Raw genomic sequence first — 19,325 nt, 5'->3', positions numbered from 1 at the left:
AACCAAGGCGTCGGCGTGACGATGCTCACCGGAGACAACGCCCGCACCGCTCGTGCACTGGCCGCGCAGGCCGGGATCAGCAACGTGCGCGCGGAACTGCGTCCCGAGGATAAGGCAACCGCGATCGGCGAGCTGTCAAAGGCGGGGCCGGTCGCGATGATCGGCGACGGAATCAACGACGCACCGGCCCTCGCTGGCGCAGACATCGGTATCGCGATGGGCGCCACCGGCTCCGACACGGCAATCGAATCCGCCGACGTGGCCTTCACCGGCCATGATCTGCGCCTCATCCCGCGAGCGTTCGATCACGCCCGCCGCGGTCGACGGATCATCAACCAGAACATCATCCTGTCGCTGCTGATCATCACTGCACTGCTCCCGCTCGCGCTCTTCGGCGTCCTGGGGCTCGCGGCCGTCGTCCTGGTCCACGAGGTCGCGGAGGTCATCGTGATCCTCAACGGTCTGCGCGCCGCACGCACCCGCACGCCACGACTGGAAAGCTGATGCTCGCAACTATCGGTTCAGCGATCGGCCTGTTCGCGGCAACCAACATCGACGACATTGTCGTGCTCACCGTGCTGTTCCTGGCTTCCAGTCGAGGGAAGCCCCGGCCGTGGCAGATCGTCGCGGGCCAGTATCTCGGGTTCATCACCCTCGTCGTGATCAGCGTGATCGCCGCTCTCGGTCTCACCATCGTTCCGGACGAATGGGTCGGTTTCCTGGGTCTGATCCCGCTCGGCATCGGCATCTGGACGCTCATTCGCGGCCTGCGCCGTAACAGCGATGACGATGATGACGACTCCAAGATCACCGCGGTCGGACTATGGGGCGTCGCAGGGATCACGATCGCCAACGGGGCCGACAACATCTCCCTCTACACGCCGATCTTCCGCACCAGCGCCCCCAGCGACGTCGCGATCATGATCGTCGTATTCCTGATCCTCGTCGCGGTCTGGTGCGCGGCCGGCCGGCTGATCGGCACCAACAAGGCTGTTACCGAGGGGCTGGAGCGCGTCGAGCACTGGCTCGTACCGGCCGTGTTCATCGGCCTGGGCCTGTTCATCCTGATCGAATCTGGGGTCATCGTCCGTCTGATCGAGGTGCTCGCATGACCTCCTCCCAGTCAGAGGCTCATCCGCCCGCTGCGCGCAAGCTGTCGTCGACCCGGCGGCGGCAGCTCACTGGTGGAGCGCTCTTGATCGCCGTGGTCGTCGTGCTGATCGATCAGGGAACCAAGGTGTGGGCCGAAGCGACCCTCACCGACCGTGAGCGCATCCCGCTGATCGGTGACCTGCTGGGTTTGCAGCTCGCCTATAACCCCGGAGCGGCATTCTCCTTCGGGGAAGGCTTCACCTGGGTGTTCGCGCTGCTCGCTGTCGCCGCCACGGTCACAGCGATCGTGTTCGCGTTCCGAGTGCAACGCGTGAGATGGGCGATCGTCATCGGCGCGCTCGGCGGCGCTTCCGCCTCACACGCAGGCGACCGCCTTTTCCGGGACCCCGGATTCGCCCGTGGTCACGTCGTGGACTTCCTCGCCTACGGAAACTGGTTCATCGGCAACATCGCCGACATCGTAATCTTCGCCGCAGCGATCACCGGAGCAGTTTTCATGATCCGCGCCGGGGATGAGAGCACCGAGTGAGATCCGTTGTGCGGTGGTGGACACCCATCAACTCGCCCTCTACATCGGCGCGATCGCCGTGGGCAGCCGTTGAGTGAGTTCACGCTTAGGCAGGCGGGCGGTCGCGATGTAGGCGCAGAGCCACCCACCAGCCGCATCGTCGACAGATGAAAGCGCGATCGTCTCCGAGTGCGTGCAGCTTCTTGCGTGGCAGATGTCGCCCGCAGCACGTGCACGCAACGTCCTCGTCAGTCGCCATGAGCGGAGAGCGCCTCTCGAATCTGTTCAACCGTTGGCATCCCGGCCAGCCCAGCAGGGGTGCTGTAAATACGGCAGGCGAGGTCATTGCTTCGCCCCGACCCCGGAAAGAGATCGTTGCCATCCAGGGTGATCGTGGGGGAGCCCGCGAACGAGACTGCGCCCGCGTCCTCCTCCGTCCGGATGAGTCGGTAGTGAACCTCCGATTCGTCGTGGCCTGTTTCTCGTAGCGCCTCAGAAACACGACGGCCAGCCTCAACCCAGCTGGGGCAACCGGCGATATAAAGCAGCTCAATCTCCACGACTCAATCATCCTCGACTTCGCTGTTGATGTCGTGCCCGGGCTACCACCGAAAACGATCGTTTACGGCGGGGGACTCAGCCGTCAGCTGCGGGAGCCGATGGAACTGGAATCGGGATAGAAAACGTCGGCGGTAGAAGAACCATGGCCGGGTTCACCTCGTGGCTTGGATCGCTCATGGCGCTTTATCCACAACCGTCGTCTCGATGGCGGTCAGTGACATCTCCTGGTTGGGTCCCCATCCGAAGATGGTCGCGCCGCTCATGGTTCGCTCCCCAATAACGAGTCCGGTGTCGGGATCGATGATGATTTCCTGCCGTTCTCCCGACCTGAGCATCTCGTTTCGGCCGATCGCGACCCCGGACACGCCGTCGAGGTTTGCGACGTTGTCTGTGGCCGTTACTCCGGGGATTCGAGACAATGCGTCGAGGAGTGCTGCACGCTGCGGCGCCGGCACAAGACCGGACCGCAGGATGTCAGTGATGCGGACGAAGTTGTCTTCGTCGCGCGATGCCGATCCGCCGGTGTACTGGCCGTCGATCCATTCGTACGCGGCGGCCCCGTCGAGCGGAATATCGGCATAGTCGACGTACACCCAAGATGACTCCGGTCCATAGAATCGCCCGTCTACCGCGCGGGTTGTTTCGATCGACTCGCCCGTGAGCGGACTCGACATTTTGCCCCAGTCTCGATAGAGCACCCATTCGGCTTCCGGGTCGGCGGGCATGTACACGTCCAGAATCTGCTCGTTCGGCTCAACTCCGGTCTCGTCAACCACGCCCCAGCGAGCGTGCGTACGCGAGCGGAGGTACTGATCCGAGCCAGCCACCAAGTCGGCATACTGGATGGTCTCAGCAGCCGCGGTGCGCAGCACGTCGCTCGCGTACGCTGACTGCGTGCTCAGGGTGACGTTGCCCACGACAAGCGCCCCCGTCAACGCGGCCGCCACGCCAGCAGCAGCCCAGGTCACACGCGGGATCCAGCGCCTGTTCTTTCTCTGGTGCATCGCCGTGGGCGTTGAACCGTCATCCGAGATCCGGCCAAGAAGTGCCGCTCGCCCCGCAGCGAGGGCTTGCGAGCTCGGTTCGCGCGTGTCGTCACGCGTGTTGCGGAGCAGCGTCAGCTCGTCCATGGTCCGTCTCCTGTTCGTGGGTTTCGATTCCGGCGGCGCGTCGCAGCCGGCGCCGTGCTCGGTTCAGTCGTGAGCGCACCGTTCCGACCGGTACTTGCATCGCTGTCGCGATAGAGGCGTAATCCAAGTTGCCCCACGCATAGAGCAGCAGCGTGTCTCGGTCGATCTCGGGCAATCGCCGCAGCGCCTTCGCTAGACCCGAAGTGAGGCGCTGAGCGTCGATACGTGCGCTGGCGAGCTCGATGAAGTCCGGGGCAATCTGAGCGGCAAGCTCCGCTGACATCCCTCTCCAGGCCACAGCCTCCACACGCGCGTGTTTTCGCATCAGCCGGGTGGCGATTCCGAGCAGCCACGGGCGCGCATCGATAACCGTCAGGTCATACGCCGTCCGCCGCTCGAACGCCACCAGGAATGTCTCCGACATCACATCGTCGGCAGCGTGGTCGCCCAGCCGCTGTGCGGCATACCGGAAGACTGAAGTCGCGTGACGGTCATACAGCGTCGCGAACACGGCCGGCTGACGTGCCGATCGCTCAATTACCTCGTTATCGGGGCCCATACTCGTATTGCTCGATTCCAATGATTGGGTTCACACCAATTTTTATTCACGCGGACAACGGCCAAGTTGATCGATTGATCTACTGCGAGGTTTGCCCGCGCGACGACATACTCGATGCTGTCCCGCTGGAGAACTGGGCCCACCGACTCGCGGTCTGGACGACTTTCGACCGGCGACGCTGTTGAGCGCTTCGAACCTTTGAAGCTTCCGCGAGCCGCTGACGCCCTCACGCGAGCGTCTGCGACCTGGTTCGTGCCTGACACGGTCCCGAATCGTTCGCGTCCTGGGCCTCAGCCCGCGATGATGAAGATGTCATCGAGGTGCCTTTGAGAGAAAGCGTGAAGGTGATCTACCGGTTCGGGCAATACGTAGTGTGAGCACAGATAGTGAGATCCTCTCCAGGTCGCGCACTTCGCCATCCGCGTTTGCCGAGCTGTTCGAGCGGCATGCGGCAGCTGTGGGTGCCTTCATTCGCCGCCGGATCGGTGTGGATGCTGTGGAGGACGTTCTTAGTGAGACGTTCCTCGTGGCGTTTCGTCGGCGCGCGGATTTCGATACATCTTGGGAATCCGCCCGACCTTGGTTGTTGGGAATCGCATCGCGCGTGCTGAAGAAGCATCGAGCTGATGAGGCCCGGCAATGGCGTGCCGCTGCGTCGTTCGCCCGTCGGGAGGAGTTCTCTCACGAGGGTGGCATTGATGGCGCAGCTCAACGGATGGACGCCGAAGTGGCCGTGCGGATCCTGGCGCCACGGATCGCCGCGTTATCGTCCCGGGACCGAGAGACGCTCCTGCTGTACGCGTGGGGGAACTTGACACAGGAAGAGGTCGCTCTCGCTCTCGGCATCCCCGTCGGCACGGTGGGGTCCAGGCTCAATCGGATCCGTCGAAAACTCTCACCGCCGGGCTCGCATTCCGCTGCACGGTTGAAATGGATGGGAAAGGAGGACGCTGATGGACGTCTTGGAGCAGGTGCGTGACATTCGCACAGATGACACGCCAGTCAGCGAACAGCAGCTCAACACCGCGAGGCAGGCGATGCTTCGCCAGATCGCGCGTGAGGAGCGCACACCCTCGCGTGGTCGACGGCGTTGGGCTGGGGCATCCGTCCTCGCAGGTGGAGTCGCCGCGGCCGCGATTGCGATCAGCGTGCTCACGCCAGCACGCATCGACCCCGCAGCTGCAGCTGTTCTCGAGGACGCTGCGGATGTGACGATCAATGCGGTCGACACCCAGCTCGCGCCCGGCCAATACCTGCGAATCCAGACTGACAGCGCGACACTCTGGAAATGGGACGCTGACATGGGCGACAGCATCAATGCGCGTTTCAACAACGCGAACCGTGCCGACGCCGAAGCCGGGCTCATCGTCACCGACAGCCGCGTGCTCTACGTCCCCGCGGATCGGTCAGCCGATTGGATCTGGGACTGGAGGGCGAACGAGTCCGTTGTCGACTCATTCGGCAAACGGAGCGCGGAAGCCATCGCAGATTGGACGACCTACACCGGCCAGGCAGACGGCGGTTACTGGCCGGATATCCAAAGGCTGCCTGGCGGCGAAGCCCTCGCAGCGGACGGGGACGATCACGAGTATCTGCTCGACAGCTACCGTCGCTCGTACGAGGACATGCCACGCGACCCGAAACTGCTGCTCGAATGGTTCAGGGACGATTCCGGCGACCCAGATGTTTCTGATCAGTGGGTCATCGCAGCGATGACGGGAGTCCTGACCGCCAACTTGATGCCCGCCGACCTACGCGCAGCAACGCTCAGAGCGATGGCCCTCATACCGGGTATCCAGGTCGAGAACGTCGACGGCAACCTCACGACCCTTATCTACCGATCCGGCGATTGGTTCTCGAGCCGCACGACCGAAGTCACTATCGATACCGCTCAGGGCCTCATCATCTCGGTAGCCGAAACATCGAGCGAGGGGAACAGCGACCTACTTCCCGACACCATCCCGGACGGAAAGACCACCGTCACCACGACCATCGTTGACAGCGCGCCCGATTCGGAGGACTAAGCATGCCGGGACCAGGGGACATCTCGCTAGGCACGACGCTCCACGTAGACATCACCAACATCATGAAGGCCAGGAGCCGCGTCCCGGACGCACCGAAGCGCCGCAGTCGCGACAGCAGCCAGATAAAGGAACCGCAGCATCACGAACAGCGGCCGCTGTGATAGTTCCGCCGAAAACGGCTGCCGAATGGGCATTCCGGAGAGCGTTAACGGCAAGCGTTCCAGGCTGCTAGCGGCGCTCCTGCCAGAAACGATCGTTTCCGGCGGATACCAGAGGCAGGGCCCAGACTGCCCGCCGCAAACGGCTGTCATAACGACCAAACGGCAAGGGTTTTCGGCTGGCTGTGGTCGCGGGCTTCTACGAGAGCGGGAATCCGGGGATCCAGGCGACCGACACATACGAGATCACAGGTGCGATGGCGAGCAAAATGACGCCCACGGTTGCCAGCCGACGGTCGCGACGATCGATCAGTGCCATCACCATCGTCGCCAGGTAGACCGCGAGCAACACAATCGTGACCACGAGTGCGGTGCCAGCGCGATCGGACGCGAAGCAGTTCCTCGGCGCGGGGTAGATCGCGGGGCAGACGAGCGGCCCCCAGGGAACCGCAGCGAACCAGACGAGTGCGACCGTGACGCCCGCGAGCAGCGTCGCCGCAAGCATCAACCCCCAGGAAATCGATGCGCGTTCCGGCCGGACCATGTCGGACCTCGCGGTGGTCATAGCCCGAGCATAGAGGAGAATCATCGCGTGATCAGTTTCACCGTCGCGCCCCGTGCTCAGTCTGCGTGCCGGCCGGAGCGCACTGGTGGTTGTGACACTTCCGCGACTGCCGGACATGACATGGTATGAGCGATAAGAACGACGAGAACGCGACGTGGGAGAGAGCACGCGCTGGGAGCGGCGAGGCTTACGCCGAACTGTTCCGCCGGCATCGTGACGCCGTGTTCCGCCGCGCCACGGCACTGGTCGAACAGGCGCAGGATGCCGAGGATGCGACGGCCGTTGCGTTCTTCGAGCTTTGGCGAAAGAGGAAATCGGTCCTGCTCGTCGACGGCACCGTTCTCCCGTGGCTGCTGGTGACAGTCGCTAACACGGCGAGGAATCAGCGTCGCGGGGGCATTCGATACCGGCGACTGCTGGCGGCGCTGCCGCGTGCAGAGGCCCGTGACGCGGAGCACGAGGCGATCACTGCGGTGGACACAAAAGCTCTTGGCATCCGGTTACGTGACGCGCTCTCGGTGCTGGACCCGAAGGATGCCGCACTGCTCACGCTCACGGCTATCGACGGGCTCACTGTCGCTGATGCCGCCCCGCTTGTCGGGTTGAAGGCTGGAGCCGCGCGCACGCGACTGATGCGTGCGCGCCGTCGCCTCCAGCATGACCTTTCCTCGGCCACGCCACACGTCATCCCGTTTCTGGCGGAAGGAGAACGCGCATGAACACCACAATGGATCCTGTCTTTGCTGCGAGCATCGAGCGAGAGATGGAGGCCATCGGCACTGGCCGAAGTAAATTGCAGCGCCACCAGCGCAGAACGCGTACGGCATCTATCGTTGGCGGATCGCTAGCGCTGGTCGGAGCACTGACCGGGGCCGCGATCATCAGCGGGCTGCCGGGACAAACGACGGTTACTCCATTCGGGGAGCCTGTGAGTGGCTCGTACACCGGCACTGCCGTCATCGACCTCGGCCCGGTACCGGGCGGCGCCGAGCAGGTGATCCTCGACGTCACCTGCACCGAGGCCGGGAAGATCGAAGTCCCGACGGATCCGGGACCAACGGCGAGTTCCGGAAGCGTCTACTGGGATTGCTCCGACCCGATCCGTCAGAATCCCACAGTCCACATCGACAACGGCCTTCTGCCCACTGGCGGCGGAACCACGATCACCATCACCGCAGATCCCCGCACGCCGTGGACAGTCGTCGCACGCTACGGTTCAGCATCGACTACCCCCTGGGGCGTGAACGCCCACGGTGAGACGTACGGAGTGCCGAATGAGAACGGCATCCCTGATCTCGTCTCAGCGCAGGCGACCAACGGCGAGGTCGGCTACACGCGGGAATCCGAGTCGCTCGCCTTCGAAGGCGAGGGATACCTGCGCGTCTACAAGTCGGACGGCGAAACCGTAATCGGCTGGTTCCCGATCGGCGACCCCTCGACGCTTGGGAACCCGCCGGCGCTGGACTTCGAAACGGACGTGCCATGAACGCGCTGACACAGGAGATTCATCCAGCTGCCCTCTCACTGCCGGCTACTTTCCAGGTCAGTATTCCGTTGTCAGCTTCCGAGCAAGTCGACGTGCGGCAACAGGGAGTGGCCATGCCCAGTGATCGTTAGTTGTGAAACAGTAGTGCCCGCCGAAACGATCGTTTCCGAACGACCGAACCGTCGTCACCCGACCCGCCACCGAGAACGTCCGCGGTAACAACCTCTCTCCGTATTGGCGTCGCTGATGAGCAACGTTAACGTCGTTGAGCCCGGCGACACCCGCAGTTCTTCAGGAGGAACGGAATACCTCGACGCTTGCGGAGCGGCGTCCGACTGCGAGCACGACTGCGAGGATGCCGAGGCCGAGCGTGCCCGCAAGGAAGGCGGCTGTACTGATTAGCGAGAACAGATTCGCATAGAGCTGTGCTTCTGCTGCTCCGACGGCCGTGAGGACAAGTTGTGGAACGACCCACGCAACCGTGTGGATCCCAAGTGCCCAGAGAGGTGCCCACCGCCACGGCGCGTGAACTACGCCAGCTCGCGCAATTCGCGTGGCTGCCGTCAACCCGGCCCCCACGGGAACGAGGATCGAAAGATAGCCCAAGACGGTCCAGGCGGCGCCTGGGCCTTCAGGGGCCAGCGCTGCGAGCGACCAGTTCGCGACATCGGCGATAAGTGGCCAGACCGCCACAAGTCCCACGGCGATGACCCCGAGCGGCTGTCGTGCAACGATGCTGGCTTCGCGCGATAGGCCGATCCCGAGGAGAAGTACAGCCGAGGCGTAAACGACGTCTGCCGCAACATCGAGGTATCCGACAGAAGGAGCACCAGGGAGGCTATTGCGGAGCACACCGATCACTCCGCACGCGATCAACCCGACGCCGCCGGCTGTCCAAGTTCTCGAGAGTCGCTGCATCGCTTCAGGCTATCGATCACCATCGCGGCGCAACCGGCTTGAGCTTGCGCACTCTGCCGAAAACGATCGTTTCCGGCAGGCCCGTCGCTGTCGGCGACCGGGTGTGGACATTGTCGCTTTTTGGCGGTGTTTTGTGATCGCTTAGTGACGGGTGTGGCTGGCCGGCGACTGACGGAAAGCAGAGGTAGTCGGCTCTGTGTGTTAGTTGGTCAGAGTAGGGAGCCGAGGTCGGAGCCGAGGGAGGGGTAGGTGGCGGTGGTGGATTTGAGTTGCCGGGTGGTGAGACCCAGTTTGATGGCGATGCCGAAGGTGTTGATCAGTTCGGAGTAGCCGGGGCCGAGCAGGTGCGCGCCAAGGATCTGATCGGTGTCGGTATCGATGATGATCTTCGCGGCGGCGGTGGTTTCGGCGACCCGGTAGGTGGAGTACCAGTTGCTGGTGTCAGTGAAGCGAACGGCGGTGTTGTGGCTTGTGGCGGCTTCTTCTTCGAGGAGGCCGACCCGGTTCAGCTCCGGGATGGTGAACACGGTCGTGGGGACCCCGGTGTAGTCGGGTGCTGTGGTGGTTCCTTTGAGCATGTTCGACGCGGCGACTTTCCCCTCAAACACGGCCACCGGAGTCAGGGGACGTCCCGCGGTGTCGGCGGCGTCTCCTGCGGCATAGACGGCGGGGTTGGTGGTGCTTTGCAGGTGCCCGGCGACGGTGACTCCACGTAGGCTGCCGGCAATACCGGCAGCGTCCAAATGGAGGCCATCGAGGGCGGGGACGCGACCTGCTCCATGAACGACGAGGTCCGCGTCAAGACGGGTGGTCGTGCCGTGGGTGTTGATGCTGATCTGGAACCCGGCGGGGGCGGCCTCGATGGCGGTGACGTTGGTGTTTCGGTAGACGTGGATGCCGGCTTGCTCGGTGCGGGAGGTCAGCAACTCCACCAGGTCGGGGTCGAACTCGCGCAGGGGTCGCGGGCCGTGGTCGATGATCGTGCACTGCGCGCCGGCGCGGGCGGCGATGTGCGCGAACTCGAACGAGATGAAGCCGCCGCCGATGAACACGATCCGCTGCGGTAGAGCATCGAGGTCGAGGAATTGGGTGCTGTCGATGAGGTGTGCCGCACCGGGGAACGTCAACGGCCTCGGGGTGGCCCCGGTGGCGATGAGGAAGCGGTCGGCGTGGTGGGTAGTGCCATCGATGGTGAGGGTGTTCGGGCCAGTGAACTCGGCGTGGCCGTGAAAAGTGGTGGCACCGTTGCCGGTGAGTTCGTCTTCCATGCCTTTCGGGACACCGTCGGTGAAGCCGCGCTTGCGCCGCATCAGGGCCGGCCAGTCGACACGGAGGCCGCCTTCTGTAATGCCGGTGTCGTTCATCAGCCGGGCGGCATCGACGATTTCGGCGCCGCGGCGGAGGATCTTTTTCGGGTCGCATCCCCGGAGCGCGCAGGTACCGCCGTAGGGCAACGCGTCGACAATCCCGACCCGCCAGCCCTGCGCCGCACACTTGTTCGCAGCGGACGTGCCCGCCATGCCTGCACCGATGACCAGCAGATCGAACGCGTCACTCACCGGATACCCGCTTCGACGGTCCTGATGGCGTCCCGGATCTGCTCTGTCGTGGGCGACCCGGCAAGACCTGCCGGTGTCAAATACACCCGGCACGACAGGCCGGGCGGAGCTTCTGGCGCGGGAAACAGCGGCACACCGTCGGCCAGGAGAGTCGGGGACCCGCGGAAGTCGAGAGCTTCCGCTTCCTCCTGCGTCTCGATGAGCTGCCGGCTCACCGTGACGTCGGATCGTTCCGCGGCGATCACCGTGAGGCGATCCGCGGCCGTCTCCCAGTTCGGGCACCCATCGAAGTACTGCAACGTGATCTGCATGCATCGACCGTAAACGTTGCAGCCCGGTACAAGGTCAAGTGGTGAAATGGGGGTATGCGCATTGGAGACCTCGCCGCCACCACGGGAGTCAGCACCCAGACCCTTCGTTTCTACGAACGCGAAGGGCTACTTTCTGCACCGAGTCGACAAAGCAATGGATACCGGGTCTATGACGATGAGGTCGCTTCCCGCGTCGGATTCATTCGCGCCGCTCAATCTGCCGGATTGACGCTGGCCGACATCGCCGGAGTCCTCACTCTCCGGGAAGACGGGCAGGCGCCCTGCTCGCACGTGCACTCGCTGCTCGATGGCAAACTCAATGAAGTCAGGGTCCGTCAACAAGAACTCGCCCGTCTCGAAACAGAACTCGTCGACATGCTCACCACCAGTTCGGCCGTCGACCCAGCGACGTGCTCGGAGCGCAGCATCTGCAACGTCATCCCGCGGCCGCTACCGTAAACCCGTCGTTGTACGCACCAGCAGGGCATCTCGAAAAGCTACAGCTTTTCGAGACATCGGCCGGATCCCGGCTGTGTGATCGCTGATCCGTGTGATCCTCGGTCAGCGTCTGTCTCAACAATGCGTCTCACCGGAAAGTGTCTCAGCGCGATGACGCGGCGGGGTTTGTGAGGCACAATGGCCGAGTGAGACTTCTTGGATACACCCGCGTGAGCACATCGAGCCAGGATGCGCAGCTGCAGCTCGACGCACTCGTCGCCGCTGGTGTTCAGAAGCGCGACGTGTTCGCCGATGTCACCTCCGGGAGCAAGACCGCGATCGAGCGTCGTGGGATGAAAAAACTCCTCGAGCACGCAGAAGCCGGTGACACCGTCGTCGTCTGGCGCGTGGACCGCCTCGGCCGCTCCCTCATCGACGTGCTGAACACCGTAAACCTGCTGCGCGAGCGGGGCATCCATGTGCGTTCTGTCTCGGATGGGATAGATCCAGCGACATCGACGGGCCGGTTGATGCTGAACATGCTCGCCACGCTCGCGGAGTACGAGCGTGAACTGATTGTCGAGCGGGTAAATGCTGGGATCGCCGCCGCCAGGCAGAGCGGCACTCGCTTCGGTCGTCCACTCTCGGACCCAGCGGTAATCGCCGACAAGCTCGCGATCGCCGCCGACGCCCGAGCGAAAGGTCGCACCGCCGAAGATGCAGCACGGCTCGTCGGGTGGAGTCGCGCCACGCTCTACCGCCACCAGCAAGCCCTCGCCAGCCGCGAGAGCATCACCATCTAGCGATGTGATGAGCGGCGGGGAGCGGTGGCGAATTCTTCGACTACACGTCGAGGACCAGATACCTCTCACCGCTCTCTCCCGAGAAACCGGGATTGGCCTGCGCACGCTCCAACGCTGGCACCAGCTCTACCGAGACCACGGCATCACTGCACTCGACCCTCAACCGAGAGCCGACGCCGGCATTCGTCGCACGGGGGGCGAATTGGTCAGATTCATCGAGCACCTCGCGTTGACCAGGCCGAGGCCAGCGATCGCGACGCTGCACCGCCTTGCGAGTACCGAAGCGGAGCGGCAAGGCCTGGTGGTGCCCAGCTACGCCACTGTCAGAGATATCGTGCAGTCCCTCGACCCGGCACTGGTAACGCTCGCGTTGGATGGACCCATTGCGTATCGCGATCGATACGAGCTCGTATACCGGCGCCGAGCCGACGGGCCCAACCAGATCTGGCAGGCCGATCACACCGAACTCGACATCCTCATCACCAGTGCCGTAGGCGGCAAATCTGATCGACCCTGGCTCACGATCGTGATCGACGACCACTCACGCGCGATCTGCGGATACACCGTCTTCACCGGTGCACCATCAGCGATGAACACGGCCCTCGCGCTCAGGCAGGCGATCTGGCGCAAGACCGACCCCGCGTGGGCCATGTGTGGAATACCCGACGTGCTCCACGTCGACCACGGCTCCGACTTTACCAGCCATCACCTCGAACGCACCGCCATCGAGCTGCGCATCCGGATCATCCACTCCACCGTGGCTCGGCCCCAAGGCCGCGGCAAGATCGAACGCTTCTTCCGCACCATCAACACAGAGCTTCTCTCCACTCTCCCCGGGCACCTCAGACCAGGCGACAGGAATCCTCACCCCGCTCTAGATCTGGCCGCCCTCGACCAGGCGATCGGCGGGTTCATCGGGATGTACAACGCACGCCCGCACCGGGAGCTCGGAGTATCGCCTCGGGACGCGTGGGTCGCGAACGGCTGGCTTCCGCGAATGCCCGACAGTCTGGAACAACTCGACGGCCTCCTGCTCACGGTCCCCAAGAACCGGGTCGTGCAGCGCGACGGCATTCACTTCCAGGGCCAGCGCTACCTCGCTCCGACACTCGCCCCCTTCGTCGGGCACACGATCACAATCCGCTACGACCCGCGCGACATCTCCGAGATCCGCGTGTACGACCGCGACACATTCGTCTGCATCGCCGTCGACGAAGCCCACCCCAATCTCCGCCTCAGCCTCCGCGACATCGAAACCGCCCGCCGAGCCCGCCGCCGCGCACTCCGACACACCATCAACGACCGCATCCTCACCGCCGTCACCCGCGACGAGCCACGCGACGTCGCGGCACCTCCGCATCGCCGCCGGCTACGCACCTACGAAGAGGACGAGTGATGAACCAGCCATTCATCGTCACCAAAGAGCACCGACGCTTCACCGAATTCGCGAACGCCGTCCGCAAAGAGAAAACCATCGGCATCTGCCACGGCGACGCCGGCGTCGGCAAGACCAACTCCGCCCGCCGCGACGCAAACTGGGACGCTCTGGAGCCCTACATCAACAAGTGGGGACCTCGCGGCGAGCACGACGCCAAGCACTACGCCCTCGCCAACCGATCCCGGACTGTCTTCTACACACCCGAGGTCCTCTGCAGACCCAAAGATCTCATGCACGACATCGACCGCTGGCAGGCAAAGGTCGAGATCTGCGCCGACGAACACCTCCGCTCGCGTGAGACCGAACCGACCACCACGCCGATCGGCATGTCTCACCTCGTGGATCTGCTCATCATCGACGAAGCCGAAAGGCTCACACCGACTGCGCTCGAGCTGCTCCGCGACCGCCACGACCGTGAACACCTCTCTATGATCCTCATTGGCATGCCCGGCATCGACCAACGGTTCCGCCACTACCCACAGCTCTACAGCCGACTCGGCTTCTCCCACCACTACCGAACCCTCGGCCGAGAAGAACTCCTCTTCGTCCTCGACCGCCACTGGAAACACCTAGGACAGCAACTCGACCCAGAGGACTTCACCGACGCGCAGGCGATAGCTGCGATCGAACGCATCACCCGTGGCAACTTTCGTCTCCTTGAACGGCTCTTCCCTCAGATCGCCCGAGTGCTGAAGATCAACGGGCTTGAGACCATCACCGACGACGTCATCGAAGCCGCAGCTAGCATCCTCGTCATCGGCAACTAACGCCGCCAAGCGATCACAGAACACCGCCACCGAGCGATCAACTCCACAGGCCGACCGCACGGCACGCCGGTTGCGCACCTGCCGAAACCCCCTGCCGGAACCTGCTGCGCCGAAACTGTCCACCCGACCTTTTAGGCAGCGTGAGGGCGAAACGCGATTGCCGACTTTTTTCGTGAGACTAACCGGCAGTCTCGGCAGCGCACCACTCACCCGTCTTTTCGTGGACGAGCTGTCTCACCGATCGACAACTCTCGTGAGATCGGACAGAGGCTTTGCGAGTTTCCGGGATCTTCAGAGCTTCGGCCCGCCGAGACTGAGTGGCGATGGATTCAAAATCCAGACCGTTAGTTGTGAGCGGTCAGGTGTCCGAAAAGTGTCCGGAGCGTCCCGAGTGAAGCGATTCTGACGAGTATTCGAGTGTCTCTCGTGTGCAAGGTGCGAGAGCTCACGAAGCCGAGAACCCACAGAAACTCAGGCTTCTCAGCGGTTCCAAGCGCACTATCTGCGCACGGTCCAAGGGCAGCGTGAGGGCGCACACCATCCTGCTAAGGTGGTGCGCCTCAACGCTCCGGGCTACGACGAACTTCCCACGCTTGGCCCAGTCCCGCCTGCCCACATTTTGCCCACGAGCCAAGCGCAATCAGGCTTGATTGGTCCGCATGAGCAGGCGTCGGCGTATCCCCGGACCCGCATGATTCCGCAGATTCCGGGACAAACAGGAACGAGACCAGAACACCAGATGTAGCCCTCGCACGACTCATAATCGTGAGGTCGCGGGTTCAAGCCCCGCTCCTGCTACAGATGAAAACGGCTCATCCCAATCGGGGGTGTAGGAGTTGGGGTCCGAAGCCGCCGGTCTCGAGCAGGCTTCGGGCGATGTAGTTGGTCAGGTTGCGGAACCCGAGTGCGGAGCCGCGCAGGTGTTCGAGCCGTCCGTTGAGTGCCTCGGTCGGCCCGTTGCTGGTGCCGGGTCGTTCGAAGTAGGCGAGCACGTCGGCGGCTCGCTTCTTCAGGGTCCGGCCCAGGGTGGTGAGCTCGGTGAGCACCTTGGGGACGCCGGCGCTGAGGTCGGTGATCAGCTTCTCCATGAGCTCGCGGACACGTTGCCGGTCCTCGTGGCGATAGGCGGCGATCATCCGCTGGTAGACACCCCAGGTCGCCTCGACCTCGACGTGAGCGTCATCAACGAACAGCGCGCGTAGCCTGTCGCTCTGCTTGTCGGTGAGCAGGTCCGAGCCGGTGTGCAGCGTGCGCCGCGACTTGTAGAGCGGATCGTCCCTGAACCCACGGTGCCCGTGGATCGCGAGTTGGACCCGGCGCCGGCACCTGTCGAGGGCGTCACCGGCCAGGCGCACGACGTGGAAGGGATCCATCACCGTGACCGCGTCCGGGATCTCCTCCGCGGCGGCGGTCTTGAACCCGGTGAAGCCGTCCATCGCGACCACCTCGACCGCGTCGCGGAAGGCGTCGTCGCGGTCGGCGAGCCAGGTCTTGAACGCCGCCTTCGACCGGCCCTCGACCATGTCCAGCAGCCTTGCTGGGCCGGCGCCATCGCGGACCGGGGTGAGGTCGATGATCACGGTGACGTACTTGTCGCCACGCCTGGTGTGGCGCCAGACGTGCTCATCGACGCCAATCACCTTCACGCCCTCGAACCGCGTGGGGTCGTTGATCAGCAGCCGCTTGCCTTCGGCCAGGACCGCGTTGTTGGCGGTGTCCCACGCGACCCCGAGTCCCTCGGCGACACGGGCGACGGTGAGGTGTGCGACCACGATCCCTTCCAGCGCCCACCGCAGCCCGGTGCGCGAGAGCTTCGCGCGTGGCTCCGCCGCGGCGCTGGTGTCTTGGCGCCAAACGTGTCCGCAGTCTGCACAGCGGTAGCGGCGCACTACAACTTCCAGCACGGTCGGTCGCCAGCCCAGCGGCTCGTGGGCCAACCGCCGGATCACGGTGTCACGAGCGGCGCCTTCGCTGCCGCACCGTCGGCACCACTGATCTGGTTCCACCACGCGGCACGCGAGGACCGCACGATCCGGTTCAAGTCGTTGCCCGATCACGCTCAGACCGAGGCCGTCGAGTCGAGCGAAGGCGGTCAGGTCAGGGCGGCCGAAGCCGGGCGGCGGGGTAGCGTCGGGCACGTCGAGGTCTTTCCGATGGATGGCGTAGGAACCTCCATCGTCGGGAGACCTCGACGTCTATCTGCGGACCGACTCGGCGGGGCGCGATCGTCTCGTGCGTTGGCGGACTACGGGAGCTTGGACGCGAGGACGTCGGCCGCCAGGATCTCGGGTGCTGCGCCGAGGAGGTGCTGGTTGGCCATCAGGGCTGCGACGATGGCGCCGTTGGCGTGGGCGTCGCGAGCGGCTTCGTCGGGGAATGCATCGAAGATCCAGAAGGTGTCGGCGTGGGTCCTGACCGCGAACCAGACAATCGTTCCTACTTCTTCGTTGGCGAGTGCGACAGCGCCGGCGAGCAGATCGGCGACCGCGTCGTGCTGTCCATCGGCCGCGACGATCTTGGCGACGAAGGCATACGGAAGTGATGCGGGTGTGGACATGAGGGACTCTCCTTGACGTCGGGGTTCTTCGTGGGACGAGTTCAGCGTATGACGAGCGAGGGCCGGTGGGGAGTGGCGTATACGGCAGTATTGCTATTGTTTACGTCATGCGTATCGGACTGATCGCGATCGACGGCTGCTTCGGTTCGGCTATCGCGTCGATCATCGACATCGTGCGGGTGGCCGACGGAGCCCGCGGCGATGTCGACCCGCGGATCGACCCGATCGAACTCGCCATCCTCGGACCGAAACGGCGAGTGACCACGACGGCATCGATGACCCTGTCGGTGGACCACCCGCTGCCGGAGTCCGGAGAGTTCGACGTGGTCGTCGTCCCTGCGCTTGGAACCCTCACGGCCGCCGCGACCCACGACGCCCTCCAGAGTCGAGATGCTCGTTCGGTCATCGCCTCACTCGGGCGCCTCGACGACGCGACCACCCGGATCGCCGCGGCGTGCACCGGCGTGTTCGCCGTCGCCGAGACAGGACGGATGCATCATCGGCGGGCGACGACCAGCTGGTTCCTGGGGCCGGAGTTCCGGAAGCGCTATCCGACCGTCGCCCTCGATCTCGACACCATGGTCGTGGTCGACGGGAACCTCGTCACCGCCGGCGCCGCCTTCGCCCACATCGACCTCGCGCTCTCACTCGTGCGATCGATCAGCCCCGACCTGGCCCAACATGTCGCCAAGCTCCTCATCATCGACGAGCGCCCGTCGCAGGCGGCTTTCGTCGCCTACGAACATCTCCGGCACGAGGACCCGATCGTCGTCGAGTTCGAACGCTTCGTGCGCGCCCGCCTGGACGAACCGTTCAACGTCGCCTTCGTCGCGCAGTCGCTCGGCACCAGCCGGCGCACCCTCGAACGACGAGTCCGTGCGGCGCTCAACCTCACTCCGCTCGGCTTCGTCCAACGGCTTCGCACCGAACGAGCTCGACACCTCTCAGCAACCACGGACCTCACCTCCGCCGAGATCGCGCTACGGGTCGGCTACGCAAACGCCGAGACTCTGCGCTCCCTCCTGCGCAGGGAGCGACGCCGTTCCTGACCTATCGCCATGCCTGTAGCTTGTGTCCTAGCGCTCGGTTGGAACCACCTCTCAGCACGTCGCGTCGACGCTCCTGCGTCGCCCCTGGACTACCCACTCGACACGCCCGCAGCACAGCCCATGTGACGTGCCCCGGCTTCCCGGACGGTCGGGGTTGGGTGGCTGTGATGTCGCTGCGTTCTCGTCGAGAGGGTCAGCAGACCCGATCAGAGCCGATTGGGATGAGCCGCGAAGGCGGTTAGGTCAGGGCGGCCGAAGCCGGCCGGCGGGGTAGCGTCGGGCACGTCGAGGTCTTTCGGATGGATGGCGTAGGAACCTCCATCGTCGGGAGACCTCGACGTCTATCTGCGGACCGACGCGCCCGGCCGACCTACACCGTCATCTGGGAAGAGCCATGAAAACCCGCGGGAAATCGGGGGTTTTTGCGTATCCGGGAGGCTGCCTAGATCGGCGGGTGTGTCCCGAGGTGTGTCCCTGTGCCGGTTTTATGCCGGTTGAGACATCGAGGATAGATCGCACTGGCCGGTCATGGAGCCGCCGAGGTAGACTTGAGGCACGGCGGGCAATAGCCCTCGGAGCCTGGCAGTCTTCCGGACGGTATGACGAGCCAGGCTCACGTGTTTCTACAGCCGGGTGACCCGGGACTCGACGATCGCATCGGCGCGACGGATCCAGTCGCCGCCGTTCGAGTAGCACCAGGCAACGGCGTCGCTCACCCAGAGCAGCGGATGCTCGTGCGGCGCGACATGTCGGTACTGCATCTCCGATGATCCAAAGCGACGGATTGCATCGGCGATCAGGCGCCGGTCGGCACGTTCGAGGGATTCGTCGCGTTCGATGATTAGCTGCGCCGCACCAGCGCGGACGGCTTCCTCAGCGAGTGCGCCGAGGGACAGTAGCCGCGCCTCCTTGTCTGGCCGCTGCTTGACGACCCATACGGACACACGCACGTCGAGAGCGCACATGCTCGAGAGGATCTGACGGCGTCGGCTGTCGCTCTCGCTCTTGAAGTGGATGCGCCGCTGACCGGGCTTGAGGAGGTCGCGCAAAAGCTCGTTCGGATGCACGTACGTCTCCGATCGCACAGGCAGTCGCGACGACGTAGTAGCCTCGCGCCTTCGACTCGTCGACGTAGACGCGGTCGGCAGGGCGGAAGGTCACAGTTCAACCGTAGACTGCGAGTCTGACGTAGCGACGGCGGCTGTCTGAGTCGGGCGGGCCCGCAGGACGGGTGAGTTGTGAGAACTTTCTTTACTCTTTCAAGGCCGGCCTGACGGCCGGCTAGGAGAGAAGGCGTGCCGCACTGCGGTGCGTCCGGTCATCGAATCCAAATCATAATCGTGAGGTCGCGGGTTCAAGCCCCGCTCCTGCTACAGATGAA

General features: G+C 64.2%; 22 protein-coding genes. 12 read left to right on the top strand and 10 right to left on the bottom strand.

Annotation, left to right across the window (positions count from 1 at the left end; translation table 11 throughout):
• From IEV67_RS09510 to IEV67_RS09500, 3 genes are all read left to right on the top strand, one after another.
• Positions 1–504, top strand: a 504-nt coding sequence (locus tag IEV67_RS09510; RefSeq protein ID WP_188436310.1) for an HAD-IC family P-type ATPase, incomplete at its 5' end; no start/stop codon positions are given.
• Entirely contained in the window at positions 504–1,112 is a 609-nt protein-coding gene (locus IEV67_RS09505) for a cadmium resistance transporter (RefSeq protein ID WP_036275918.1), read from the top strand. The genes IEV67_RS09510 and IEV67_RS09505, both read left to right, overlap by 1 nt.
• The gene (locus IEV67_RS09500) at positions 1,109–1,642 is read left to right on the top strand and encodes a signal peptidase II (RefSeq protein ID WP_029264099.1); all 534 of its coding nucleotides are present in this window, start codon (positions 1,109–1,111) and stop codon (positions 1,640–1,642) included. Before IEV67_RS09505 ends, IEV67_RS09500 begins: the two co-directional genes overlap by 4 nt.
• A gap of 227 nt (positions 1,643–1,869) precedes the next feature.
• Here the strand turns inward: IEV67_RS09500 and IEV67_RS09495 are convergent, their stop codons facing one another.
• The 3 genes from IEV67_RS09495 to IEV67_RS09485 all read right to left on the bottom strand — a co-directional run bounded on the left by IEV67_RS09495 (position 1,870) and on the right by IEV67_RS09485 (position 3,871).
• Positions 1,870–2,181 carry a hypothetical protein gene (locus tag IEV67_RS09495; protein WP_029153956.1) on the bottom strand — a complete coding sequence of 104 codons (312 nt, stop codon included), beginning with the start codon at positions 2,179–2,181 and terminating at the stop codon, positions 1,870–1,872.
• 174 nt (positions 2,182–2,355) lie between these two features.
• The gene (locus IEV67_RS09490; protein ID WP_188436309.1) at positions 2,356–3,312 is read right to left on the bottom strand and encodes a CU044_5270 family protein; all 957 of its coding nucleotides are present in this window, start codon (positions 3,310–3,312) and stop codon (positions 2,356–2,358) included.
• Positions 3,278–3,871, bottom strand: coding sequence for an RNA polymerase sigma factor (locus tag IEV67_RS09485; RefSeq protein WP_188436308.1), 594 nt, complete (start codon positions 3,869–3,871; stop codon positions 3,278–3,280). The genes IEV67_RS09490 and IEV67_RS09485 overlap by 35 nt, the downstream gene beginning before the upstream one ends.
• Before the next feature lie 373 nt (positions 3,872–4,244).
• Here IEV67_RS09485 and IEV67_RS09480 point away from each other — a divergent pair, with 373 nt between their 5' ends.
• Positions 4,245–4,850: an RNA polymerase sigma factor gene (locus IEV67_RS09480; RefSeq protein WP_188436307.1), complete on the top strand. Its 606-nt coding sequence runs from the start codon at positions 4,245–4,247 to the stop codon at positions 4,848–4,850.
• Positions 4,825–5,895 carry a hypothetical protein gene (locus tag IEV67_RS09475; protein WP_188436306.1) on the top strand — a complete coding sequence of 357 codons (1,071 nt, stop codon included), beginning with the start codon at positions 4,825–4,827 and terminating at the stop codon, positions 5,893–5,895. Before IEV67_RS09480 ends, IEV67_RS09475 begins: the two co-directional genes overlap by 26 nt.
• A 357-nt stretch (positions 5,896–6,252) precedes the next feature.
• Here the strand turns inward: IEV67_RS09475 and IEV67_RS09470 are convergent, their stop codons facing one another.
• Positions 6,253–6,618 (bottom strand): hypothetical protein, encoded by a 366-nt coding sequence (locus IEV67_RS09470; RefSeq protein WP_188436305.1) that lies wholly within the window; start codon positions 6,616–6,618, stop codon positions 6,253–6,255.
• Between the two features lie 125 nt (positions 6,619–6,743).
• Here IEV67_RS09470 and IEV67_RS09465 point away from each other — a divergent pair, with 125 nt between their 5' ends.
• Both IEV67_RS09465 and IEV67_RS09460 read left to right on the top strand, forming a co-directional pair.
• Complete coding sequence (locus IEV67_RS09465) at positions 6,744–7,337, top strand: RNA polymerase sigma factor (protein ID WP_188436304.1); 594 nt, start codon at positions 6,744–6,746, stop codon at positions 7,335–7,337.
• 209 nt (positions 7,338–7,546) lie between these two features.
• A complete protein-coding gene (locus IEV67_RS09460) occupies positions 7,547–8,104 on the top strand; it encodes a hypothetical protein (protein ID WP_188436303.1) in 558 nt (185 codons plus the stop codon).
• A gap of 291 nt (positions 8,105–8,395) precedes the next feature.
• Here the strand turns inward: IEV67_RS09460 and IEV67_RS09455 are convergent, their stop codons facing one another.
• The 3 genes from IEV67_RS09455 to IEV67_RS09445 form a co-directional block, all read right to left on the bottom strand.
• Positions 8,396–9,022: a hypothetical protein gene (locus tag IEV67_RS09455; protein WP_188436302.1), complete on the bottom strand. Its 627-nt coding sequence runs from the start codon at positions 9,020–9,022 to the stop codon at positions 8,396–8,398.
• Between the two features lie 209 nt (positions 9,023–9,231).
• Positions 9,232–10,581 carry a dihydrolipoyl dehydrogenase family protein gene (locus IEV67_RS09450; RefSeq protein WP_082750005.1) on the bottom strand — a complete coding sequence of 450 codons (1,350 nt, stop codon included), beginning with the start codon at positions 10,579–10,581 and terminating at the stop codon, positions 9,232–9,234.
• Positions 10,578–10,892, bottom strand: coding sequence for a hypothetical protein (locus tag IEV67_RS09445; protein WP_060921760.1), 315 nt, complete (start codon positions 10,890–10,892; stop codon positions 10,578–10,580). Before IEV67_RS09445 ends, IEV67_RS09450 begins: the two co-directional genes overlap by 4 nt.
• 54 nt (positions 10,893–10,946) lie before the next feature.
• On the opposite strand from IEV67_RS09445, the gene IEV67_RS09440 reads away from it, so the two are divergent.
• The 4 genes from IEV67_RS09440 to IEV67_RS09425 all read left to right on the top strand — a co-directional run bounded on the left by IEV67_RS09440 (position 10,947) and on the right by IEV67_RS09425 (position 14,338).
• Positions 10,947–11,351 carry a heavy metal-responsive transcriptional regulator gene (locus IEV67_RS09440; RefSeq protein ID WP_183151636.1) on the top strand — a complete coding sequence of 135 codons (405 nt, stop codon included), beginning with the start codon at positions 10,947–10,949 and terminating at the stop codon, positions 11,349–11,351.
• A 185-nt stretch (positions 11,352–11,536) separates the two neighbouring features.
• Positions 11,537–12,133 (top strand): recombinase family protein, encoded by a 597-nt coding sequence (locus tag IEV67_RS09435; RefSeq protein WP_060921759.1) that lies wholly within the window; start codon positions 11,537–11,539, stop codon positions 12,131–12,133.
• A gap of 7 nt (positions 12,134–12,140) precedes the next feature.
• The gene (locus IEV67_RS09430) at positions 12,141–13,529 is read left to right on the top strand and encodes a TnsB C-terminal domain-containing protein (RefSeq protein ID WP_082750003.1); all 1,389 of its coding nucleotides are present in this window, start codon (positions 12,141–12,143) and stop codon (positions 13,527–13,529) included.
• On the top strand, positions 13,529–14,338 hold the full coding sequence (locus IEV67_RS09425; protein ID WP_188436301.1) for an AAA family ATPase: 810 nt from the start codon (positions 13,529–13,531) through the stop codon (positions 14,336–14,338). Before IEV67_RS09430 ends, IEV67_RS09425 begins: the two co-directional genes overlap by 1 nt.
• A gap of 812 nt (positions 14,339–15,150) precedes the next feature.
• On the opposite strand, the gene IEV67_RS09420 is transcribed toward IEV67_RS09425, so the two are convergent.
• Together IEV67_RS09420 and IEV67_RS09415 are read right to left on the bottom strand one after the other, a co-directional pair.
• The gene (locus IEV67_RS09420; protein WP_188436300.1) at positions 15,151–16,476 is read right to left on the bottom strand and encodes an ISL3-like element ISPfr2 family transposase; all 1,326 of its coding nucleotides are present in this window, start codon (positions 16,474–16,476) and stop codon (positions 15,151–15,153) included.
• 107 nt (positions 16,477–16,583) lie between these two features.
• Entirely contained in the window at positions 16,584–16,895 is a 312-nt protein-coding gene (locus IEV67_RS09415; protein ID WP_033107114.1) for a putative quinol monooxygenase, read from the bottom strand.
• 107 nt (positions 16,896–17,002) lie between these two features.
• Here IEV67_RS09415 and IEV67_RS09410 point away from each other — a divergent pair, with 107 nt between their 5' ends.
• Positions 17,003–17,944: a GlxA family transcriptional regulator gene (locus tag IEV67_RS09410; protein ID WP_087136509.1), complete on the top strand. Its 942-nt coding sequence runs from the start codon at positions 17,003–17,005 to the stop codon at positions 17,942–17,944.
• 623 nt (positions 17,945–18,567) lie between these two features.
• Here the strand turns inward: IEV67_RS09410 and IEV67_RS09405 are convergent.
• Positions 18,568–19,011 carry a hypothetical protein gene (locus IEV67_RS09405; protein WP_188436299.1) on the bottom strand — a complete coding sequence of 148 codons (444 nt, stop codon included), beginning with the start codon at positions 19,009–19,011 and terminating at the stop codon, positions 18,568–18,570.
• Positions 19,012–19,325 lie beyond the last annotated feature (314 nt).

Origin of the sequence: Microbacterium murale (assembly GCF_014635185.1) — a bacterium.
Lineage (GTDB): Bacteria > Actinomycetota > Actinomycetes > Actinomycetales > Microbacteriaceae > Microbacterium > Microbacterium murale.
This window is presented reverse-complemented; position numbering and strand designations above follow the sequence as displayed.

Coding starts and splice junctions, on each gene's coding strand:
- IEV67_RS09505 (WP_036275918.1), top strand. CDS start 504: ATGCTCGCAACTATCGGTTCAGCGATCGGCCTGTTCGCGGCAACCAAC.
- IEV67_RS09500 (WP_029264099.1), top strand. CDS start 1,109: ATGACCTCCTCCCAGTCAGAGGCTCATCCGCCCGCTGCGCGCAAGCTG.
- IEV67_RS09490 (WP_188436309.1), bottom strand. CDS start 3,312: ATGGACGAGCTGACGCTGCTCCGCAACACGCGTGACGACACGCGCGAA.
- IEV67_RS09485 (WP_188436308.1), bottom strand. CDS start 3,871: ATGGGCCCCGATAACGAGGTAATTGAGCGATCGGCACGTCAGCCGGCC.
- IEV67_RS09475 (WP_188436306.1), top strand. CDS start 4,825: ATGGACGTCTTGGAGCAGGTGCGTGACATTCGCACAGATGACACGCCA.
- IEV67_RS09470 (WP_188436305.1), bottom strand. CDS start 6,618: ATGACCACCGCGAGGTCCGACATGGTCCGGCCGGAACGCGCATCGATT.
- IEV67_RS09465 (WP_188436304.1), top strand. CDS start 6,744: ATGAGCGATAAGAACGACGAGAACGCGACGTGGGAGAGAGCACGCGCT.
- IEV67_RS09455 (WP_188436302.1), bottom strand. CDS start 9,022: ATGCAGCGACTCTCGAGAACTTGGACAGCCGGCGGCGTCGGGTTGATC.
- IEV67_RS09445 (WP_060921760.1), bottom strand. CDS start 10,892: ATGCAGATCACGTTGCAGTACTTCGATGGGTGCCCGAACTGGGAGACG.
- IEV67_RS09440 (WP_183151636.1), top strand. CDS start 10,947: ATGCGCATTGGAGACCTCGCCGCCACCACGGGAGTCAGCACCCAGACC.
- IEV67_RS09430 (WP_082750003.1), top strand. CDS start 12,141: ATGAGCGGCGGGGAGCGGTGGCGAATTCTTCGACTACACGTCGAGGAC.
- IEV67_RS09425 (WP_188436301.1), top strand. CDS start 13,529: ATGAACCAGCCATTCATCGTCACCAAAGAGCACCGACGCTTCACCGAA.
- IEV67_RS09415 (WP_033107114.1), bottom strand. CDS start 16,895: ATGTCCACACCCGCATCACTTCCGTATGCCTTCGTCGCCAAGATCGTC.
- IEV67_RS09410 (WP_087136509.1), top strand. CDS start 17,003: ATGCGTATCGGACTGATCGCGATCGACGGCTGCTTCGGTTCGGCTATC.